Here is a 17,555-nt window from a genome sequence, read left to right on the forward strand (position 1 = left end):
CAATCGCATGTTGCCTATCCGTTCCGAATCTCGTCATTCTGCCGTTGCTGCTGTCGACCTCCGCCGCAAACGTCGTCGATCGCATGCCACGGGCGCTCCGGCTGATGTCGTGGAGCGCCCTTTTTCTTTACGGTCAGGGGCTGACGGGAAGTGCGACATCGTGTTTGGTCAACTTGGCGCACTGAGCCTCGCATATCGTTGCGGATGCCATAGATTACGCCAATCGGTCGTCGATCAATCGGGCGACGCCGACCCCGGTGACAGGCCGGCACATATTCATAATTTGCGGGAGTTGCATGATGGAATATCGACGTTTGGGAAAGTCGGGCCTGCAGGTGAGCGAGTTCGCCTTCGGCTCATGGGTGACGTTCGGTAAGCAGGTCAATGGAGGCGACGCCGTCGACCTCATGAAGCTTGCCTATGACAACGGGGTGAACTTCTTCGACAATGCCGAAGGATACGAGAGCGGCAAGTCCGAGATCGTGATGGGCGAGGCGCTCAGCAGGCTCGGCTGGAGCCGCGACAGCTTCGTCGTCTCCAGCAAGGTCTTCTGGGGAGGCCAGAAGCCGACGCAGCGCGGCCTGTCGCGCAAGCATGTGACTGACGCCTGCCACGCAGCGCTTAAGCGGCTTCAGGTCGATTACCTCGACCTCTACTTCTGCCACCGCCCGGATATCGACACGCCGATCGAGGAAACGGTCCGGGCGATGCACGACCTCGTCGCCCAGGGCAAGGTGCTCTATTGGGGCACGTCGGAATGGTCCGCGCAGCAATTGACGGAAGCCTATGCCGTCGCCCGGGACTTGCGCATCACGCCGCCGACCATGGAACAGCCGCAGTACAACATCTTCGAACGCCAGAAGGTCGAATCCGACTACCTGCCGCTCTACGATCTGATCGGCCTTGGCACCACGATCTGGTCGCCGCTCGCCTCAGGCGTCCTGACCGGCAAATACAATGACGGTGTGCCGGCCGACAGCCGTATGAACCTGCCGGGCTACGAATGGCTGAAGGAAAAGTGGTCCAGCGATGCCGGCCGTGCTCAGCTCAAACAAGTTGGCGAGCTTGCAAAGCTCGCGGACGAGATCGGCATATCGATCACCCATCTCGCCCTTTTGTGGTGCCTCGCCAACCGGAACGTCTCGACGGTTATTCTTGGAGCCTCGCGTGCCAGCCAGCTGCAGGATAATTTCGCGGCCCTCTCGCACCGGGAGAAGATGACGTCTGACGTGCTGGAGCGGATCGACACGATCGTCGGAAACAAGCCCGAAGGACCACGTCGCTTCTAGAGAAAACAAACCTCCCTCGGCGGGTCAGATTAAGGCCCGTCGAGGGACGTCGCTGGCCAATCGTTCCAGCACGATGGCTCGCGCAGAGGGCCAACGGGGTATTCTACTGGTCGGAGGATGCGGCGAGCTTATGGGCCAAATGTTCTCAATGCCGTCTTTTGTCGGCACGGGCCGTTAAGACATTTGAGAGCGAGATGTTGAGAATTTTCCTGATTTTGCTGGCGGCAATCGTGCTCTTTACCGGTGTCTGGACATTCATCAGGTTCAAAACGGCCGGCCACACCTGGGAGGTCTCGCACGATTGCGGAGACCGAGGGCCGCTCAGCGACAGTGAGTTCATAACAGCCGCTGTAGCTCAATCCATCCGAGCATCTGAAAACTCACCCTATTTCCTCCAGTCATCGAGGATGACGTCCAACTACGGGTTTGCGCCTGAGTTCCTTATGAGACACCCGGATTGCTGCATTATTTATCGCGGCTTCCCAAATGATTATTTTTCTCCTGAGACGTTCGCGCAGTACATGACGAGAACGTTGGCGAAGGTCGTAAGAATAAACTTCGTGAAGGAGAATGCCGTTAACGGGGCATACGTTGGGAGGCTCACGTCGCACTATGTGAAGCTCGGTGCATGCGCAAATCAACTAGATTAGAGACGCAAAATGGCGGCGTGGAAAACCACCGACGTCGACGGCGGAGCCGAACTCACGGCCGACGAGACAAGGTTAACACGGCTTGACAATGTGACCAGACGCGTTGCATTTTCGCCACAATGCGTTGCTTAAAGGTCACGCAAGGGTTTTGGACATTCGCTCCCGATCGAGTCGTTGCAGCGCTGGCTTTTTAAGCCGGCGTTGCTTGGTTTTCGATCGGATGGCGAGGGCGGCAGGTGCCGTCTGAAGAGAGGCCGAATGACGCAGGATGGGGTATCGCCGGCGGCGGCGGGCGAGACGGTGACGACAGTGACCGACCGCCGCGCCCTTTTTGCCGTGCCCGGCCTCGTGCTCGCCGGCGGGGCGCTTCTCTGCGCCACAGCGACGCTTTTCGTGCTGCTCGGCCTGACGCCGATCGCGCCGACATCGCATGTCGTCATCACCTCGGTGATCGTCAATTCCTTCTTTGTCCTGACGCTGCTCGCCTTGATCGGCCGCGAGGTGGCAAGGCTGCTGAAAGCCCGCACCCGCGGCCGTGCGGCAGCCCGCCTGCACATCCGCATCGTCGTGCTCTTTTCGATCGTCGCGATCACGCCGGCGATCCTCGTCGCCATCTTCGCTAGTATCACGCTGAATGCCGGCCTCGACCGCTGGTTTGCCCTGCGCACCCAGTCGATCGTCAGCTCGTCGCGCAACATCGGCCAAGCCTACATGATGGAGAATGCCAGCTACCTGCAGGGGCAGACGGTCTCCATGGCCAACGATCTGGAGCGCAACCGCGCGCTCTACACCCTCGACAGGACCGGCTTTGCCGACCTGATGACCCGCCAGGCGAGGGGCCGCGGCCTGCTCGGCGCCTTCCTCGTCGAGCGCGACGGCTCGGTGATCGTCCAAGCCGATATCGCCACCGAAAAGCCGCTGCCGGCCATTCCGCAGGACGCATTGGAAAAGGCGGCTGCCGGCCAGCCGACGCTGATCCCGCCCGGCGTTACCAATCTCGTCGGCGCCATCATCAAGCTCGACGCCATCCAGGGCACCTTCCTCTATACGGTGCGCGCCGTCGATCCCAAGGTCATGGGCGCCATGCGCATGATGGAGGAGAACGCCACCGAATACCGCTCGATGGAGGCCAACCGCTTCTCGCTGCAGGTCGCCTTCGCCGTGCTCTATATCGGCTTCGCGCTCATCGTGCTGCTGGCGGCGATCTGGACCGCGATCGCCGTCGCCGACCGCATCGTCCGGCCGATCCGCCTGCTGATCACGGCGGCCGACAGCGTTGCATCGGGCAATATGGATATCGTCGTGCCGGTGCATGCCGTCGACGGCGACGTCGCCAATCTCTCTCGCACCTTCAACAAGATGATCTCCGAAATTCGCACCCAGCGCGACGAGATCCTTGAGGCCAAGGACGAGGTCGACGACCGCCGCCGCTTCATCGAAGCGGTGCTGTCGGGCGTCACCGCCGCCGTCATCGGCGTCGAGCAGGATCGCCGCATCGCCATCGTCAACAGTTCGGCCGAGACGCTGATGTCGTTGTCGGCCGACGAAATGCTCGGAAAGCAGCTGGTCGACATCGCGCCGGAGGTCGATCACGTGCTGACGGAGGCTGCGGTGCGTTATCGCGGCGATTTCCGCAAGCAGATCGCGCTGGTGCGCGGCGGCACGGTGAGGACGCTGAGCGTGCAGGTCACCCGCGAGGAAGTGCGCGACATGAGCGAATCCTACGTGATCACGCTCGACGACATCACCGATCTCGTCATCGCCCAGCGCTCGACCGCCTGGGGCGACGTGGCCAGGCGCATCGCTCATGAGATCAAGAACCCGCTGACGCCGATCCAGCTGTCCGCCGAGCGCATCCAGCGCCGTTACGGCAAGCAGATCGACCCGGATGACCGGACCGTCTTCGACCAGTGCACGGATACGATCATCCGCCAGGTCGGCGACATCGGCCGCATGGTCGACGAATTCTCCGCCTTTGCTCGCATGCCGAAACCCACCAAGGAGCCGAGCGATCTGCGCAATATCCTGCGCGACGCGATCTTCCTGCGCGAGATGGGCAACCATCACGTCACCTTCGGGCAGGATTTCGGCGACCAGCCGCTGGAAGGCCTGTTCGACAGCCGCATGCTCGGCCAGGCCTTCGGAAATCTCATCAAGAATGCCGTTGAATCGATCGAGGCCGTTCCTGGCGACGAACGGGACGAACGCAAGGTTCTCGTCCGCGCCGCCCTCGATACCGGCCGCGACCGCTTCACCGTCGACGTGATCGACAACGGCCGCGGCCTGCCGGTGGAGAACCGCCACAGCATTCTGGAGCCCTATATGACGATGCGCGAGAAGGGCACCGGCCTCGGCCTCGCCATCGTCAAGAAGATCATCGAGGAACATGGCGGGCAGCTCGAGCTGCATGATGCGCCCGCCGATTTTGACCGGGGAAGAGGGGCCATGATCCGCGTGCATCTGCCACGTCTGGATCCGACGCCTGCTGCCCCCGCAGCCAATGACAAGGAAAGCGTTTATGGCCTCTGATATTCTCGTCGTCGACGATGAGCACGATATTCGCGAGATCGTTTCCGGCATTCTCTCCGACGAAGGGCACGAGACGCGCACGGCCCATGACAGCGACAGCGCACTGGCGGCGATTTCCGATCGCGTGCCGCGGCTGATCTTCCTCGATATCTGGATGCAGGGCAGCAAGCTCGATGGTCTCTCACTGCTCGACGAGATCAGGACTCGCCATCCGGAACTGCCCGTCGTGATGATATCAGGCCATGGCAACATCGAGACCGCCGTCTCGGCGATCAAGCGCGGCGCCTTCGATTTCATCGAAAAGCCCTTCAAGGCCGACCGGCTGATCCTGATCGCCGAACGCGCGCTGGAGAATTCCAAGCTGAAGCGCGAGGTGTCGGATCTGAAGCGCCGCACCGGCGATGCGCTGGAGCTGATCGGCACCTCGGTTGCCGTCTCGCAGTTGCGCCAGACGATCGAGAAGGTTGCGCCGACCAACAGCCGCATCATGATCCTCGGCGCGTCGGGCTCCGGCAAGGAGCTGGTGGCGCGGATGATCCACAAGAAGTCGGCCCGCGCCAACGGCCCCTTCGTTGCGATCAACGCCGCCAACATCACGCCCGAGCGCATGGAAGTGGCGCTGTTCGGCACCGAGGGCACGCCCGGCCAGGCGCGCAAGATCGGCGCGCTCGAAGAAGCCCATCGCGGCATCCTCTATCTCGACGAGGTCGGCGAGATGCCGCGCGAGACGCAGAACAAGATTCTCCGCGTCCTGGTCGATCAGCAGTTCGAGCGGGTCGGCGGCTCCAAGCGCGTCAAGGTCGATGTCCGCATCATCTCCTCGACCGCATACAATCTCGAGAGCCGCATCGCCGAGGGATGGTTCCGCGAGGATCTCTATCATCGCCTTGCCGTCGTGCCGGTGCGTGTGCCCGCGCTTGCCGAACGGCGCGAGGACATTCCCTTCCTCGTCGATCAACTGATGCGCCAGATATCGGAGCAGGCCGGCATCCGTCCGCGCCGTATCGGCGACGACGCCATGGCGGTGCTGCAGGCGCATGACTGGCCCGGCAACATCCGCCAGCTGCGCAACAATATCGAGCGGCTGATGATCCTTGCCCGCACCGACGGCCCGGATGCGCCGATCACCGCCGACATGCTGCCGACCGATCTCGGCGACATGCTGCCGAAGGTGTCCGCCAAGAACGACTATCACATCATGACGCTGCCGCTGCGCGAAGCCCGCGAGATGTTCGAGAAGGATTACCTGATCGCCCAGATCAACCGCTTCGGCGGCAACATCTCGCGCACCGCGGAATTTGTCGGCATGGAGCGTTCGGCGCTCCACCGCAAGCTGAAGTCGCTCGGCGTCTAAGTGTATCCGGCGCGGCCGACCCCGCGCCGCGTCCCATATTGCTTCCCGGAAGACCAGGTTTCCCATGCCGAGAATTGCCTATGTGAATGGCCGTTACGTCAAGCATTCCAATGCCAGCGTGCATATCGAGGATCGCGGCTACCAGTTCGCCGATGGCGTCTATGAGGTCTGCGAGGTGCGCCACGGCTATATCGTCGATCTCACGCGCCACCTGAACCGTCTCGACCGATCGCTTGGTGAGTTGCGCATCGCCTGGCCGATGGGCCGGGCGGCGCTGACGCAGGTCATTCGCGAGACGCTGCGCCGCAACCATGTCCGCAACGGGCTTTTCTACATGCAGGTGACACGCGGCGTCGCCCGCCGCGATCACGTCTTTCCGGCCGAGGGAACGCCGCCCTCACTCGTGATCACCGCCAAGAGCACCGATGCCAGGATCATCGCCGCCAAGAACGCCAATGGCATCAAGGCGATCACCCTTGTCGATAATCGCTGGGACCGCGTCGACATCAAGTCCGTCGGCCTGCTGCCGAATGCCATGGCCCGCCAGCAGGCCAAGGAAGCCGGCGCCCAGGAAGCGATCTATACCGACGGCGACGGCATGGTGAAGGAAGGGGCGGCGACCAATGTCTGGATCGTCGATCCTGATGGAACGCTGGTGACGCGCCCGGCCGAACACGGCATTCTGCGCGGCATTACCCGCACCACTCTGATGGATGTCGGAGCCAAGCTGGGGTTGACGATCACTGAGCGGAACTTCTCCGTTTCGGAGATGCTCGCAGCCCGCGAGGTCTTCCTCACTGCAGCCACAAGCATTTGTTTTCCGGTCGTTTCCGTCGACGGCCAGCCCATTGCCAACGGTCATCCGGGCAGCGTTTCGCAGAAAGTCCGCGAGGCCTTTTTCGACGTTGCGGAAAAGATTGCGATTTGATACCAAGATTTGCTGGACAGGTGGAATGAGGATGCCACCGGTCTTCGCATGGTGAGGTTGATTGATATTCTACTGGCCGGATCAGGTCGGCAATAAAGAAAGAAGCGGCGCGATGGCGGAACGTTCTCAGAATCTTCAGGACTTATTTCTCAATACTGTTCGCAAGCAAAAGATTTCCCTGACAATCTTTCTGATCAACGGCGTGAAACTCACGGGCGTTGTTACGTCTTTTGACAATTTCTGTGTTCTTCTTCGCCGTGACGGCCATTCGCAGCTCGTGTATAAGCATGCGATCTCGACGATCATGCCGGGCCAGCCCATGCAGATGTTCGAGAGCGAAGAAGCAGCGTCCTAACAGGATCAGCCGTCATTTCGACACGCGATACCAAGAACGATTCGATCATCCCTGAGGCCGCCAAGCACAGGGACGACATGCGCGCGACTGTCGTCGTGCCGGTTCTGAAATCGCGCAGTCGCGGCGGCCAGGGCGAATCGGCCTCGACCCGCACACCGGAAAGCCGGCTCGAAGAGGCGACGGGCCTTGCCCAGGCGATCGACCTCGATGTCGTCAACGGCTCCATTGTCCCGGTCAACGATCCGCGACCGGCCACACTGCTCGGCACCGGCAAGATCGAGGAGATCAAGGCACTGCTCGATGAGCGCGATTCCGGTCTCGTCATCGTCGATCATCCGTTGACTCCGGTACAGCAGCGCAACCTCGAAAAGGTATGGAACGCCAAGGTCATCGACCGGACGGGCCTCATCCTCGAAATCTTCGGCCGCCGCGCCTCCACCAAGGAAGGCACGCTGCAGGTCGACCTCGCCCATCTGAATTATCAGAAGGGCCGCCTCGTCCGAAGCTGGACCCACCTTGAACGCCAGCGCGGCGGCGGCGGCTTCATGGGCGGTCCCGGCGAAACCCAGATCGAAGCCGACCGACGGATGCTGCAGGACCGCATCATCAAGCTCGAACGCGAGCTGGAGCAGGTCGTGCGCACCCGCCAGCTCCACCGCGCCAAGCGCCGCAAGGTGCCGCACCCGATCGTGGCGCTGGTCGGCTATACCAATGCCGGCAAGTCGACGCTGTTCAACCGTATCACCGGCGCCGGCGTGCTGGCTGAAGACATGCTCTTTGCCACGCTCGACCCGACGCTTCGGCGCATGAAACTGCCGCACGGCCGCACCGTCATCCTGTCCGACACCGTCGGCTTCATCTCCGACCTGCCGACCCATCTGGTCGCCGCCTTCCGGGCGACGCTGGAAGAAGTGCTGGAAGCCGATCTCATCCTGCATGTCCGCGACATGTCCGATGCCGACAACCAGGCGCAGAGCTCCGACGTGATGCGCATCCTGAACGATCTTGGCATCGACGAGGCCGAAGCCGAGAAGCGGCTGATTGAGGTCTGGAACAAGATCGACCGGCTGGAGCCCGAGGTGCACGACACCATGGTGCAGAAATCGGCCGGCGCCAGCAACGTGGTCGCCGTTTCGGCCGTCAGCGGCGAGGGCGTCGATACGCTGATGGAAGAGATCAGCCGCAGACTATCCGGCGTGATGACCGTGGCAACGATCCGCCTTCCGGTCGACAAGCTGGCGCTGCTGCCCTGGCTTTACGATCACGCGATCGTCGACGGCCGCGAGGATAATGAAGACGGAACGATCACCCTCGACCTGCGCTTGTCCGAAACCGAAGCCACCGAACTCGAGCGCCGCATCGGCAACGGCCAGAAGTCTTCAAAGGAAGATTGGGAGCGGTAAGGTCGGCGAGACCAGCCCCTTGCATGTTCAATTTGCACTGATTGTTGGATGATCGGTGCGCACTCCGGCGGATGGCCATCCGCCGGAGTGCGGACGGCCGGGACCGCAGGCCCCTTGGCTTGAACCGGGGATGAGATTGGTCCGGCCGTCCTCGCGTTTGTCCTGAACAGATGATGGGGAGCAAGTCCCGCATGCAAGGCAAGGTTTCGTTCCAAGAAGACGCGATGCCGGTAGTTTATGCCGGTGTGGACGTGAGTAAAGAGTGGCTCGATATTCATCTGCATCCGCTGGGCGAAAGCCGGCGGTTTAGCAATGACAAGACCGGCATCCGCCAGCTGAAACGGCTGCTGGCCAGGCATCGGCCCAAAAGCATCGTGATGGAGGCAACCGGCAAGTTCCATCGCCCCGCCCATCGCTCGCTTTGGCTCGATGGCTTTGCCGTCGCCGTGGTCGATCCGCTGCGCGCCCGCATGTTTGCCCGTGCCTGCGGCTATCTCGCCAAGACCGACCGTCTCGATGCCCGTTTCCTGGCGCTCCTGGCCGAGAGCCTGCGCCCGCCGGCCGACACGCCACCAAGTCCTCACGTTGAGGCCTTGCAGGAGCTGGTCAATGCACGATCGGCAGCCAAATGCGACATCACCGCCCTGCAGAACCGCAGCAAGACTGCCACCACCGCCCTTCTGCGCGGCGAACTCAACCGTCTCGTGCGTCGGCTGGAACAGCATGTCGAACGTCTCGACAAAGAGATCGAGCGACGTGTCGGCGAGGATCCGCAGCTCTACCGCAAGGCCGAGATCCTCACCTCCATTCCCGGCATTGGCCGCGTCACGGCCCTGGCATTGATGGCCGGCATGGACGAGTTGGGCAGTTGTTCGGGCAAGCAGGCCGCCATGCTGGCAGGGCTTGCCCCAATCGCTAACGACAGCGGTGCCCGAACCGGACGTCGTTCCATCCGCGCCGGCAGGCCCGCACCCCGGCGCGCGCTCTACATGGCCGCCTTGTCTGCCTGTCGCTACAATCCCACCCTTGCTCGTTTCGCAGACACACTCAAAGCCGCAGGAAAACCAGCGAAGGTCATCTTGGTCGCCGTCATGCGTAAATTGCTCGTTCTGGCAAACTGCCTTCTATCTCAGGATCGCCTCTGGACCCCAAATCCCCCTTGACAACCAACACAGATTCTCATCCGGCTGCCGCCACCTTCTCCCCGCTCGCGGGGCGAAGGGACAAGCCGCAATGTCTCGGCTCTCGCGCACCTCTGGTATGACACGTCCCCTCTACCCGTTCACGGGGAGAGCGACTGTCTTGTTTGTCAAGCGGTTTGCCATGGTCGTCCGTCCCTGATGATGGCGTTGAGGATGGTGAGTAGCTTGCGCATGGTTGCGACGATGGCGACGATCTTGGGCTTGCCGGCCGCGACCAGCCTGTCGCGGAAGGCCTTGAGGTCGGGGTTGTATCGGCTGGCGACGAGGGCGGCCATGAATAGGACGGCGCGCACTTTGCCTCGGCCGCCGCCGATGAAGCTCTTGCCTTTCCATTTTCCCGACTGCCGCGTCCATGGGGCAAGGCCAGCCAGCGATGCGATCTCGCGCCGGTCGAGGCTGCCGAGCTCCGGCAGTTCGGCCAGCAGCGTGCGCGCTGTCGTCGCTCCGACACCCGGCACCGAGGTCAACAGCGCCTCGCGCACCCGCCAGACCGGCGACTTGCGGATGTGGCTGTCGAGATCGGCATCGAGGCTTTCGAGCTCGCGCCGCAAGGCTTTCAGCAAGCGCTTGATGCTTTTCTGCGCCTGCTTTGCCAGCGCCATGCGCAACCGGTTCTCCTCGGCTACGACCATCTGCACGATCTGGCGCCGGCGAGCCACAAGCTCGGAAAGAGCCTGTGTCTCGGCATCGCGCAACGGCCGGATCTCGGGCTTCGTCGCCAAAACGAAGGCGGCGATGACGGCGGCATCGATCGGATCGGTCTTGGCCCTGCGGCCGATCGCATGGGCATAGGCGCGCACTTGCGCTGGATTGATGACGAGGACGGTTAATCCGGCGGCCGACAGCCCAGCCACCGCCAGCATCTCGTAGCCGCCGGTCGCCTCCAACCCAATCGCATCAACACCGATGCCTTTGAGCCGCTCGACCAGTTCATCGATGCCGGCATGGTCGTTGCCGACGGCAAAGACCTCACCTTGCGGCAGGATCGCAACATCCAGGCGCTCTTTCGAAACGTCGATTCCAACAACAATCTCCATCTGATCCCATCCTTGCCTAATCGGGCTTTGCCTTCGCAAGCGGCCCTGGCGACTGTTCGGGTTCAATGGAACAGCGGATGGAGACCCACGCTCTCCCACGGGCTTGGTGTCCCAAAGGTGCATCGGTCTTCCATCCGCCACCGCAAGAGGCATTACAGCGCCAGGAGCGGATAAAGGGAAGTTACAAGGGTTAGGGTCATATGCGCTAGGTTAAGCGAGCGTGTAGATCGTCGCATTGTTTTCGGCGTCGTCGCGGCGGCTCACAGAGGTGGCGACGACTTCGCGTGACGAGATTACAGACGGCCTGCCACAGAAGTGGTCCGCGGATGGCGGCGCAAATGGTGGCCAGGGCGATCTTCATGAGACGCCAGCGCGATGGGCTTGCCAATGGGGGGCTAGCCAGTGGGGTTGCCACATCCAGAGGGGGGAGAGTCCGGGACTTGCCCGGCAATCTGTTCGGCGATGATGGCGACGATCAGTCTGGCGTAGAGCCATGCCCGGGCCAGTTCCGGCTTCTTGGCCGGCAAGCTGTCGAGGCCGGCCAGGCTCTTGAACCGTTTGAACGCCAGCTCGATTTGCCAGCGGAAGCGATAGAGGGTGAGGATATCGGCCGGCGGGAAGGTGGTGGCCGGCAGCGAGGTCAGCAGCAGAATGTACTTCGCTGCCTCGAGACTGCGCGGATCGGGTTTTTTGCCGTGCTTGCGGGCGGCTTTGAGCAGACGCTCCTGCTCGGCTTGGGCCTGTTGCGGATCCTTGCGTCGGACAATGAGGCGCAGGGCCAGCGGCGGTGGTGGCGGCGTCCCCGTCATGCCTTCGTGGACACGAACCTGCACCTCGCCTTCCTGCTCTTGCTGAGCGGCGAGTGCGGCAAACAGATCAAAGGGCTCGCCATTCGTCTGCAACAGGCGCAACGAGTTCCAGCCGGTCCGCACGATGAAGTCTGCACCGGCGTCGATCACCGGCCGCAGGTCGCGCGGTCTTGCATAGTAGCGATCGGCCAGCACGATATCGCCGGGTGCGTAGGTAAGGCGCTGAAGGTTCTCGGCACCATGGATGTCGGTCAACTCAAGCTGATCGACCTGAGCCGTTGCCAAGTTGTAGCCGACATGTAACCGCCATGTCGTGCGGTCAGCGCCTGGATGGCAAATCGACGTTCCATCGAGCACACGCAAGCGATATCCCGCAAAGCGCCCCGTCGGCACTTTGGCCTGTTCGGCAATCAGCGCGGCCACGATGTCGCCAAGCCAAGGCGCCGCTTTGCACAGCCGCTCAAGCAGCGATGGGTCTGACAAACGGGCGATCCCGCCCGCTTCGGCCCATGCACAGGTCTCGCGTAGCGACATGCCAAGGCCGCCATAGGCAAGTGCCAGCCGCAACAGCGTCTCGGCATTCTTGATTTCCCGCACCCGCGTAAAAGCACCGCGCAACCGCGCCGTTGCTTCCAAGTCAAAACCCGCCGGAAGCCGCTCGCGCACTTCCGGCCAATGATCCAAAACCTCAGGACGAATCTTCATCCAAAGCTTGAATCACAACCAGATTCCTTATGTCCAGGGCTAAACCTAGCGCATATGAGGGTTAGGGTGAGGGGCAGCCATCTGCACAAACCGGACAGCCGATACCTCACTCCGCTCCAACCACGATCGCCCTTTCAATCGCCTTCGCCGCCTGCCAGATTTCCTCCATCCGCTCCAGCGTCGCGTCTTGCAGAGTCTCACCTTCTGCTTCAAGAACCTGTTCTATATGGCTGAACCGACGACGGAATTTCGTATTAGTTCCGCGCACTGCCTGTTCCGGATCGGCCTTCACATGCCGGCCGATATTGACGACCGCGAAGATCAGATCGCCGAGCTCGTCGTTGACCTTTGCCTGATCGCCTTCGCGAAGGGCCACCCGCAATTCGCCGATCTCCTCCTCGATCTTGTCGAGGATCGGCTCGGGCGCTGACCAATCGAAGCCGACCTTGGCGGCGCGTTCCTGCAGTTTCAGTGCTTCCGTCAAGGCCGGGAAGCTGCGCTGTACGGAGCCGAGGAAGCCGCTGTTGAAGTCCTCGGTGATGCCGCGCCGTGACCGTCGCTCGGCGCGCTCGCGTTTCTCCGCCTGCTTGATCTCGTCCCATTGTCTCTTCACCGCGTCTGGCGTATCCGCCGCCGAGCGTGCAAAGACGTGCGGGTGGCGGCGGATCATCTTGGCAGTGATGGCGTTGACCACGTCGCCGAAGGAAAATTCGCCGGCCTCCTCGGCCATGCGGGCGTGAAAGACCACCTGCAGCAGCAGATCGCCCAACTCGTCGCAGAGATCGTCCATATCGCCGCGCTCGATCGCGTCGGAGACCTCATAGGCCTCCTCGATCGTATAGGGCTTGATCGTCTCGAAGTTCTGCACGATGTCCCAGGGGCAGCCGGTTTCGGGATGGCGTAGCGCCGCCATGATCTCGATCAGCCGGGAAATGTCTTTGGAAGGTTCCATGTTGCCTCGGTTCAGCAGGCTTCAGTTCAGGGGCCCTCAGTTCAGGGGCCCTCAGTTCAAGGGAATGTCGTTGGCGCTCTTCGACGACTGATAGCTGGTCGACAGCGCGTCGTAGCGCGCCTTGATGCGGGCGGTCTGCGTCTTCAGCGCGTTTTTCAGCTGAGCCTCTTCGGTCTCGACGAGATCGGCGATGGCAAAGCTGTTCCAGAAGGCGTTTTGCCTGCGGTAGCCGCCGGGTTCAAGCCCGAAGACTTCCTTCAGGATTTTCAGGTCGTGCGGAATGGCAAAGGCGTCGCGGGAATCCTCATGGCTGAAGAAATAATAGAAATTGTCAAAGCCGGCCCAGGTGATCGCCGACATGCACATGGTGCAGGGTTCGTGCGTCGAAAGGAAGATCAGATCCTTGGTCGGCGGCTTGTCGCCAAGCTCGTAGAAACGCTTCAGCGTATGCACCTCGCCGTGCCAGAGCGGATTTTCCAGCTCGTTATTGGTCTCGGCGACGACAAGCGAAAGATCGGATTTCCTTAAGATCGCCGCACCGAACACCTTGTTGCCAAGCGAAACCCCACGCTCCGTCAGTGGCAGGATATCGTCTTCCATGACCGAAAGCAGGCGGGAGGCAATGGTCTTATCAGGCATGAGGACACTCCAGTTTTCCTCAGTCTATCGCCTTGGCGGCGCGAGTGAAATGCGTCAAGCACCGGTGGACGTCTTTTGTCACAGGCTTTATACTGCACCGCAGCAAGCGGGCTGGGAACATGCGGCTTTTGGGACGCACGGGTGACTTTTCTCAAATCACTGACGGCACGAGCAAAAGAATACCTGCTTGCTTGGGCTTTCGAATTTCTGTTCCTTCAATCCCTTGTCGATCAAGGGCATATTCCGGCAACCTCGAAGTGGATTGATGATGCCTCCCAAGACTGAACAGCTTTCGGTATTTCCCGCCTTCTTTCGCGTGGAAGGCCAGAAGACGGCTGTCTTCGGCAATGGCGACGAAGCGTTCGCCAAGGTGCGGCTGCTGCTCAACACGCGGGCGCGGATTATCGCCTATGCCGACCGGCCGGAAGCCGATTACCACGCTTTCCTGATCGCCAACCGGATCGAGACCGTACGCGCTGCCTTCGCAGCCGAACAGGTCGAGGGTTCGGCGCTCGTCTTCGCCGCAACCGGCGATGAAGCTGACGACCGCAGCATCGTCGATGCCGCCCGCGCTGCCAGAATTCCGGCCAATGCCGTCGATCAACCCGATTACTGCGATTTCTTCACGCCGGCGCTGGTCAACCGCGCCCCCGTCGCCGTGGCGATCGGCACGGAAGGGGCAGGGCCGGTTTTGGCGCAGATGATCCGCGCGCAGATCGACCAGCTTCTTTCGCCCTCGCTCGGCCGTCTTGCCGGGCTGGCGACGAGCTACCGCAAGGCCGTCGAACAACTGATTCCCAGAGGCGTCTCCCGCCGGGTCTTCTGGCGCCGTTTCTTCTCCGGTGCCGTGGCCGATGCGGTCGCCAACGGCAACCTGCCGCAGGCCCGGCATGCCGCCGACCGGCTGCTGCACGCGATGGACAAGGTCGCCGGCCACGTCTGGCTGGTTGGCGCCGGTCCGGGTGCCGAGGACCTGCTGACGCTGCGCGCCCAGCGCGTGATGATGGAAGCCGACGTCATCGTCTATGACGCGCTGGTGCCGCAGGCGATCGTCGATATGGGCCGCCGTGATGCCGAGCGGCTTTCCGTCGGCAAGCGCAAGGGCTGCCACTCGAAGTCCCAGGAAGAGATCAACGACCTGCTGGTCGATCTCGGCAGTCAGGGCAAGCGCGTCGTCCGTCTGAAATCCGGCGATCCGCTGGTCTATGGCCGGGCAGGGGAAGAAATGGCGGCACTGCGCGCTGCCGGCATCACCTATGAGGTCGTGCCCGGCATCACCTCGGCTTTCGCCGCCGCTGCCGATTTCGAGCTGCCGCTGACACTGCGCGGCGTCGCCTCCTCGCTGGTCTTCACCACCGGCCATGATCTCACCGGCGACGTGCTGCCCGATTGGGCAAGCCTTGCCGTTTCCGGCGCGACGATCGCTGTCTATATGGGCCGCACGGTTGCCGCCTCCGTCGCCGAGCGGCTGATGCAGGCGGGCATCCCGTCTGAGACCACCGTCGCCGTCATCGAAAATGCCAGCCGCGCCGATCGCCGCCTGCTGCATGGCACGCTCGCCGATCTGCCCGATCTGCAGCACCGCGACGAATTAACAGGGCCCGTCATGGTCATCATCGGCGATGCGGTCGCCGGTGCCAATTTCGAACTGTCCGAGCCCTTGGTGCGCGCAAACGCCCGGCTCGAGGAACTTGCAAGGAGCTGAATATGGGTGACAAGGTTCTGACCGCCAACCGGCTGACGGACGGCATTGCCGTCTGGCTGGATGCGAACGGGAAGTGGTCCACCTCGCTGCAGGAGGCGCTTGTTGCCCGTCATGCCGAGGCCGTTGAGGCGCTGGAGGCGATCGGCAAGAAATCCTATGCCGACAACGAGGTGGTTGACGTCGCCGTTGTCGACGTTCAGGAAACCAACGGCATTCTCTGGCCTCTTCGCCTTCGCGAGCGCATCCGCGCGCAGGGCCCGACCATGGAATATGCCCCGGGCTACGCTCCTGCCGATCCCGAATTCATTGCAGTCTGAGGAAGACGATGTACCGTTACGACGAATTTGACCATGCCTTTGTTACCGAGCGCGTCGAGCAGTTTCGCGATCAGGTCGAGCGCCGCCTTTCCGGCGAGCTCGCCGAGGACGCGTTCAAGCCGCTGCGCCTGATGAACGGCGTCTACCTGCAGCTTCACGCCTACATGCTGCGCATTGCCATTCCCTATGGCACGCTGAGCTCCCGCCAGCTGCGCATGCTCGCCCATATCGCCCGCACCTATGACCGCGGCTATGGCCACTTCACCACGCGCCAGAACCTGCAGTTCAACTGGCCGAAACTGTCCGACATTCCCGATGCGCTTGCCGACCTTGCCAGCGTCGAGATGCATGCGCTGCAGACCTCGGGCAATTGCATCAGAAACGTCACGGCCGATCACTTCGCCGGTGCCGCCGCCGATGAGATCGCCGATCCGCGTCCTTACGCCGAAATCCTGCGCCAGTGGTCGTCGGTCCACCCGGAATTCTCCTTCCTGCCGCGCAAGTTCAAGATCGCCGTCACCGGCGCCGAGCGCGACCGCGCCGCAATCCAGGTCCATGATATCGGCCTGCACGTGAAGACGAACGACAAGGGCGAGATCGGCTTTGCCGTCTATGTCGGCGGCGGCCAGGGCCGTACGCCGATGATCGCCAAGCTGATCCGCGACTTCCTGCCCGAGGAAGACCTGCTCTCCTACACCACGGCCATCGTGCGCGTGTACAATCTGCACGGCCGCCGCGACAACAAATACAAGGCCCGCATCAAGATCCTGGTGCACGAAACCGGCACCGAGGAACTGACGCGCCAGGTGGAGGCTGAATTCGCCGCGCTGAAGGATACCGAGCTCAAGCTGCCGGAAAAGGACGTCCAGTCGATCGCTGCCTATTTCGCGCCGCCGGCGCTGCCCCAACGCGCCGAAGGTTGGGAAAACCTTGCCCGCTGGAAGAAGGCCGATTCCGGTTTCTCCCGCTGGGTTCAGCAGAACGTGCAGCCGCACAAGAACCCCGATTACGGCATGGTGACGATTTCGTTGAAGCCGATCGGCGGCATTCCGGGCGATGCCTCGGATGCGCAGATGGATGCGATTGCCGATCTCGCCGAGGAATATGCCTTCGACGAAATCCGCGTCAGCCATGAGCAGAACCTGATCCTGCCGCATGTGGCGCTTGCCGATCTCGAAGCCGTCTATCGCGGCCTCGTCGCCATCAATCTGGCGGAAGCCAATGCCGGCCTGATCACCGATATCATTGCCTGTCCCGGGCTGGACTACTGCGCGCTCGCCAATGCGCGCTCCATTCCGCTGGCACAGGAAATCTCCCGCCGCTTCGGCAATGCCGAACGCCAGGCCGAGATCGGCGAGCTGAAGATCAAGATCTCCGGCTGCATCAATGCCTGCGGCCATCACCATGTCGGCCATATCGGCCTGCTCGGTGTCGAGAAGAAGGGCGCCGAACTCTACCAGATCACCCTCGGCGGCTCCGGCGACGAACATACCTCGATCGGCGAAATCATCGGCCGCGGCTTCGAGCCGGACCGCGTGACGGACGCGATCGAGACAATCGTCGACACCTATCTCGGCCTGCGCCTCGATCAATCCGAGAACTTCCTCGCCGCCTATCGCCGCGTCGGACCGCAGCCATTCAAGACTGCGCTCTACGGCTCGGCCGCCGAAGCGGCATAAGG

The 17,555-nt window shown here is 62.1% G+C and carries 15 protein-coding genes; 11 read left to right on the forward strand and 4 right to left on the reverse strand.

Features of this window, described 5'->3' with window-relative positions:
- The first annotated feature begins 299 nt into the window (after positions 1–299).
- The 8 genes from AC244Q_RS08895 to AC244Q_RS08930 all read left to right on the forward strand — a co-directional run bounded on the left by AC244Q_RS08895 (position 300) and on the right by AC244Q_RS08930 (position 9,671).
- Positions 300–1,289, forward strand: a complete 990-nt coding sequence (locus tag AC244Q_RS08895; protein ID WP_113546005.1) for a potassium channel beta subunit family protein — start codon at positions 300–302, stop codon at positions 1,287–1,289.
- A gap of 194 nt (positions 1,290–1,483) precedes the next feature.
- Positions 1,484–1,939, forward strand: a complete 456-nt coding sequence (locus AC244Q_RS08900) for a hypothetical protein (RefSeq protein ID WP_245460509.1) — start codon at positions 1,484–1,486, stop codon at positions 1,937–1,939.
- A 258-nt stretch (positions 1,940–2,197) separates the two neighbouring features.
- The gene (locus tag AC244Q_RS08905) at positions 2,198–4,468 is read left to right on the forward strand and encodes a sensor histidine kinase NtrY-like (protein WP_012757346.1); all 2,271 of its coding nucleotides are present in this window, start codon (positions 2,198–2,200) and stop codon (positions 4,466–4,468) included.
- The gene (gene ntrX, locus AC244Q_RS08910) at positions 4,458–5,822 is read left to right on the forward strand and encodes a nitrogen assimilation response regulator NtrX (protein ID WP_003559163.1); all 1,365 of its coding nucleotides are present in this window, start codon (positions 4,458–4,460) and stop codon (positions 5,820–5,822) included. Before AC244Q_RS08905 ends, ntrX begins: the two co-directional genes overlap by 11 nt.
- 64 nt (positions 5,823–5,886) lie before the next feature.
- Complete coding sequence (locus AC244Q_RS08915) at positions 5,887–6,750, forward strand: D-amino-acid transaminase (RefSeq protein WP_012757347.1); 864 nt, start codon at positions 5,887–5,889, stop codon at positions 6,748–6,750.
- 112 nt (positions 6,751–6,862) lie between these two features.
- Positions 6,863–7,105 (forward strand): RNA chaperone Hfq, encoded by a 243-nt coding sequence (gene hfq / locus AC244Q_RS08920; RefSeq protein ID WP_003539403.1) that lies wholly within the window; start codon positions 6,863–6,865, stop codon positions 7,103–7,105.
- A gap of 77 nt (positions 7,106–7,182) precedes the next feature.
- The gene (hflX, locus tag AC244Q_RS08925) at positions 7,183–8,508 is read left to right on the forward strand and encodes a GTPase HflX (protein WP_012757348.1); all 1,326 of its coding nucleotides are present in this window, start codon (positions 7,183–7,185) and stop codon (positions 8,506–8,508) included.
- 191 nt (positions 8,509–8,699) lie between these two features.
- Entirely contained in the window at positions 8,700–9,671 is a 972-nt protein-coding gene (locus AC244Q_RS08930) for an IS110 family RNA-guided transposase (RefSeq protein ID WP_017992870.1), read from the forward strand.
- Between the two features lie 146 nt (positions 9,672–9,817).
- On the opposite strand, the gene AC244Q_RS08935 is transcribed toward AC244Q_RS08930, so the two are convergent.
- The 4 genes from AC244Q_RS08935 to AC244Q_RS08950 form a co-directional block, all read right to left on the reverse strand.
- A complete protein-coding gene (locus AC244Q_RS08935) occupies positions 9,818–10,747 on the reverse strand; it encodes an IS110 family RNA-guided transposase (protein ID WP_113545960.1) in 930 nt (309 codons plus the stop codon).
- 395 nt (positions 10,748–11,142) lie between these two features.
- Positions 11,143–12,261 (reverse strand): IS4 family transposase, encoded by a 1,119-nt coding sequence (locus AC244Q_RS08940; protein ID WP_017993194.1) that lies wholly within the window; start codon positions 12,259–12,261, stop codon positions 11,143–11,145.
- A gap of 106 nt (positions 12,262–12,367) precedes the next feature.
- Entirely contained in the window at positions 12,368–13,213 is an 846-nt protein-coding gene (gene mazG, locus AC244Q_RS08945; RefSeq protein WP_012757349.1) for a nucleoside triphosphate pyrophosphohydrolase, read from the reverse strand.
- 51 nt (positions 13,214–13,264) lie between these two features.
- Entirely contained in the window at positions 13,265–13,852 is a 588-nt protein-coding gene (locus AC244Q_RS08950) for a deaminase (protein ID WP_062943185.1), read from the reverse strand.
- 268 nt (positions 13,853–14,120) lie between these two features.
- Between AC244Q_RS08950 and cysG the strand changes: the two genes are divergently transcribed.
- The 3 genes from cysG to AC244Q_RS08965 are packed head-to-tail and all read left to right on the forward strand — an operon-like array spanning position 14,121 to position 17,553.
- Entirely contained in the window at positions 14,121–15,557 is a 1,437-nt protein-coding gene (gene cysG / locus AC244Q_RS08955) for a siroheme synthase CysG (RefSeq protein ID WP_026157344.1), read from the forward strand.
- Positions 15,558–15,559: 2 nt separating this feature from the next.
- On the forward strand, positions 15,560–15,874 hold the full coding sequence (locus AC244Q_RS08960; protein WP_012757352.1) for a DUF2849 domain-containing protein: 315 nt from the start codon (positions 15,560–15,562) through the stop codon (positions 15,872–15,874).
- Between the two features lie 8 nt (positions 15,875–15,882).
- Positions 15,883–17,553, forward strand: a complete 1,671-nt coding sequence (locus AC244Q_RS08965; RefSeq protein WP_017994004.1) for a nitrite/sulfite reductase — start codon at positions 15,883–15,885, stop codon at positions 17,551–17,553.
- The last annotated feature ends 2 nt before the right edge of the window (positions 17,554–17,555 follow it).

It is taken from the genome of Rhizobium sp. CB2179 (assembly GCF_057653455.1).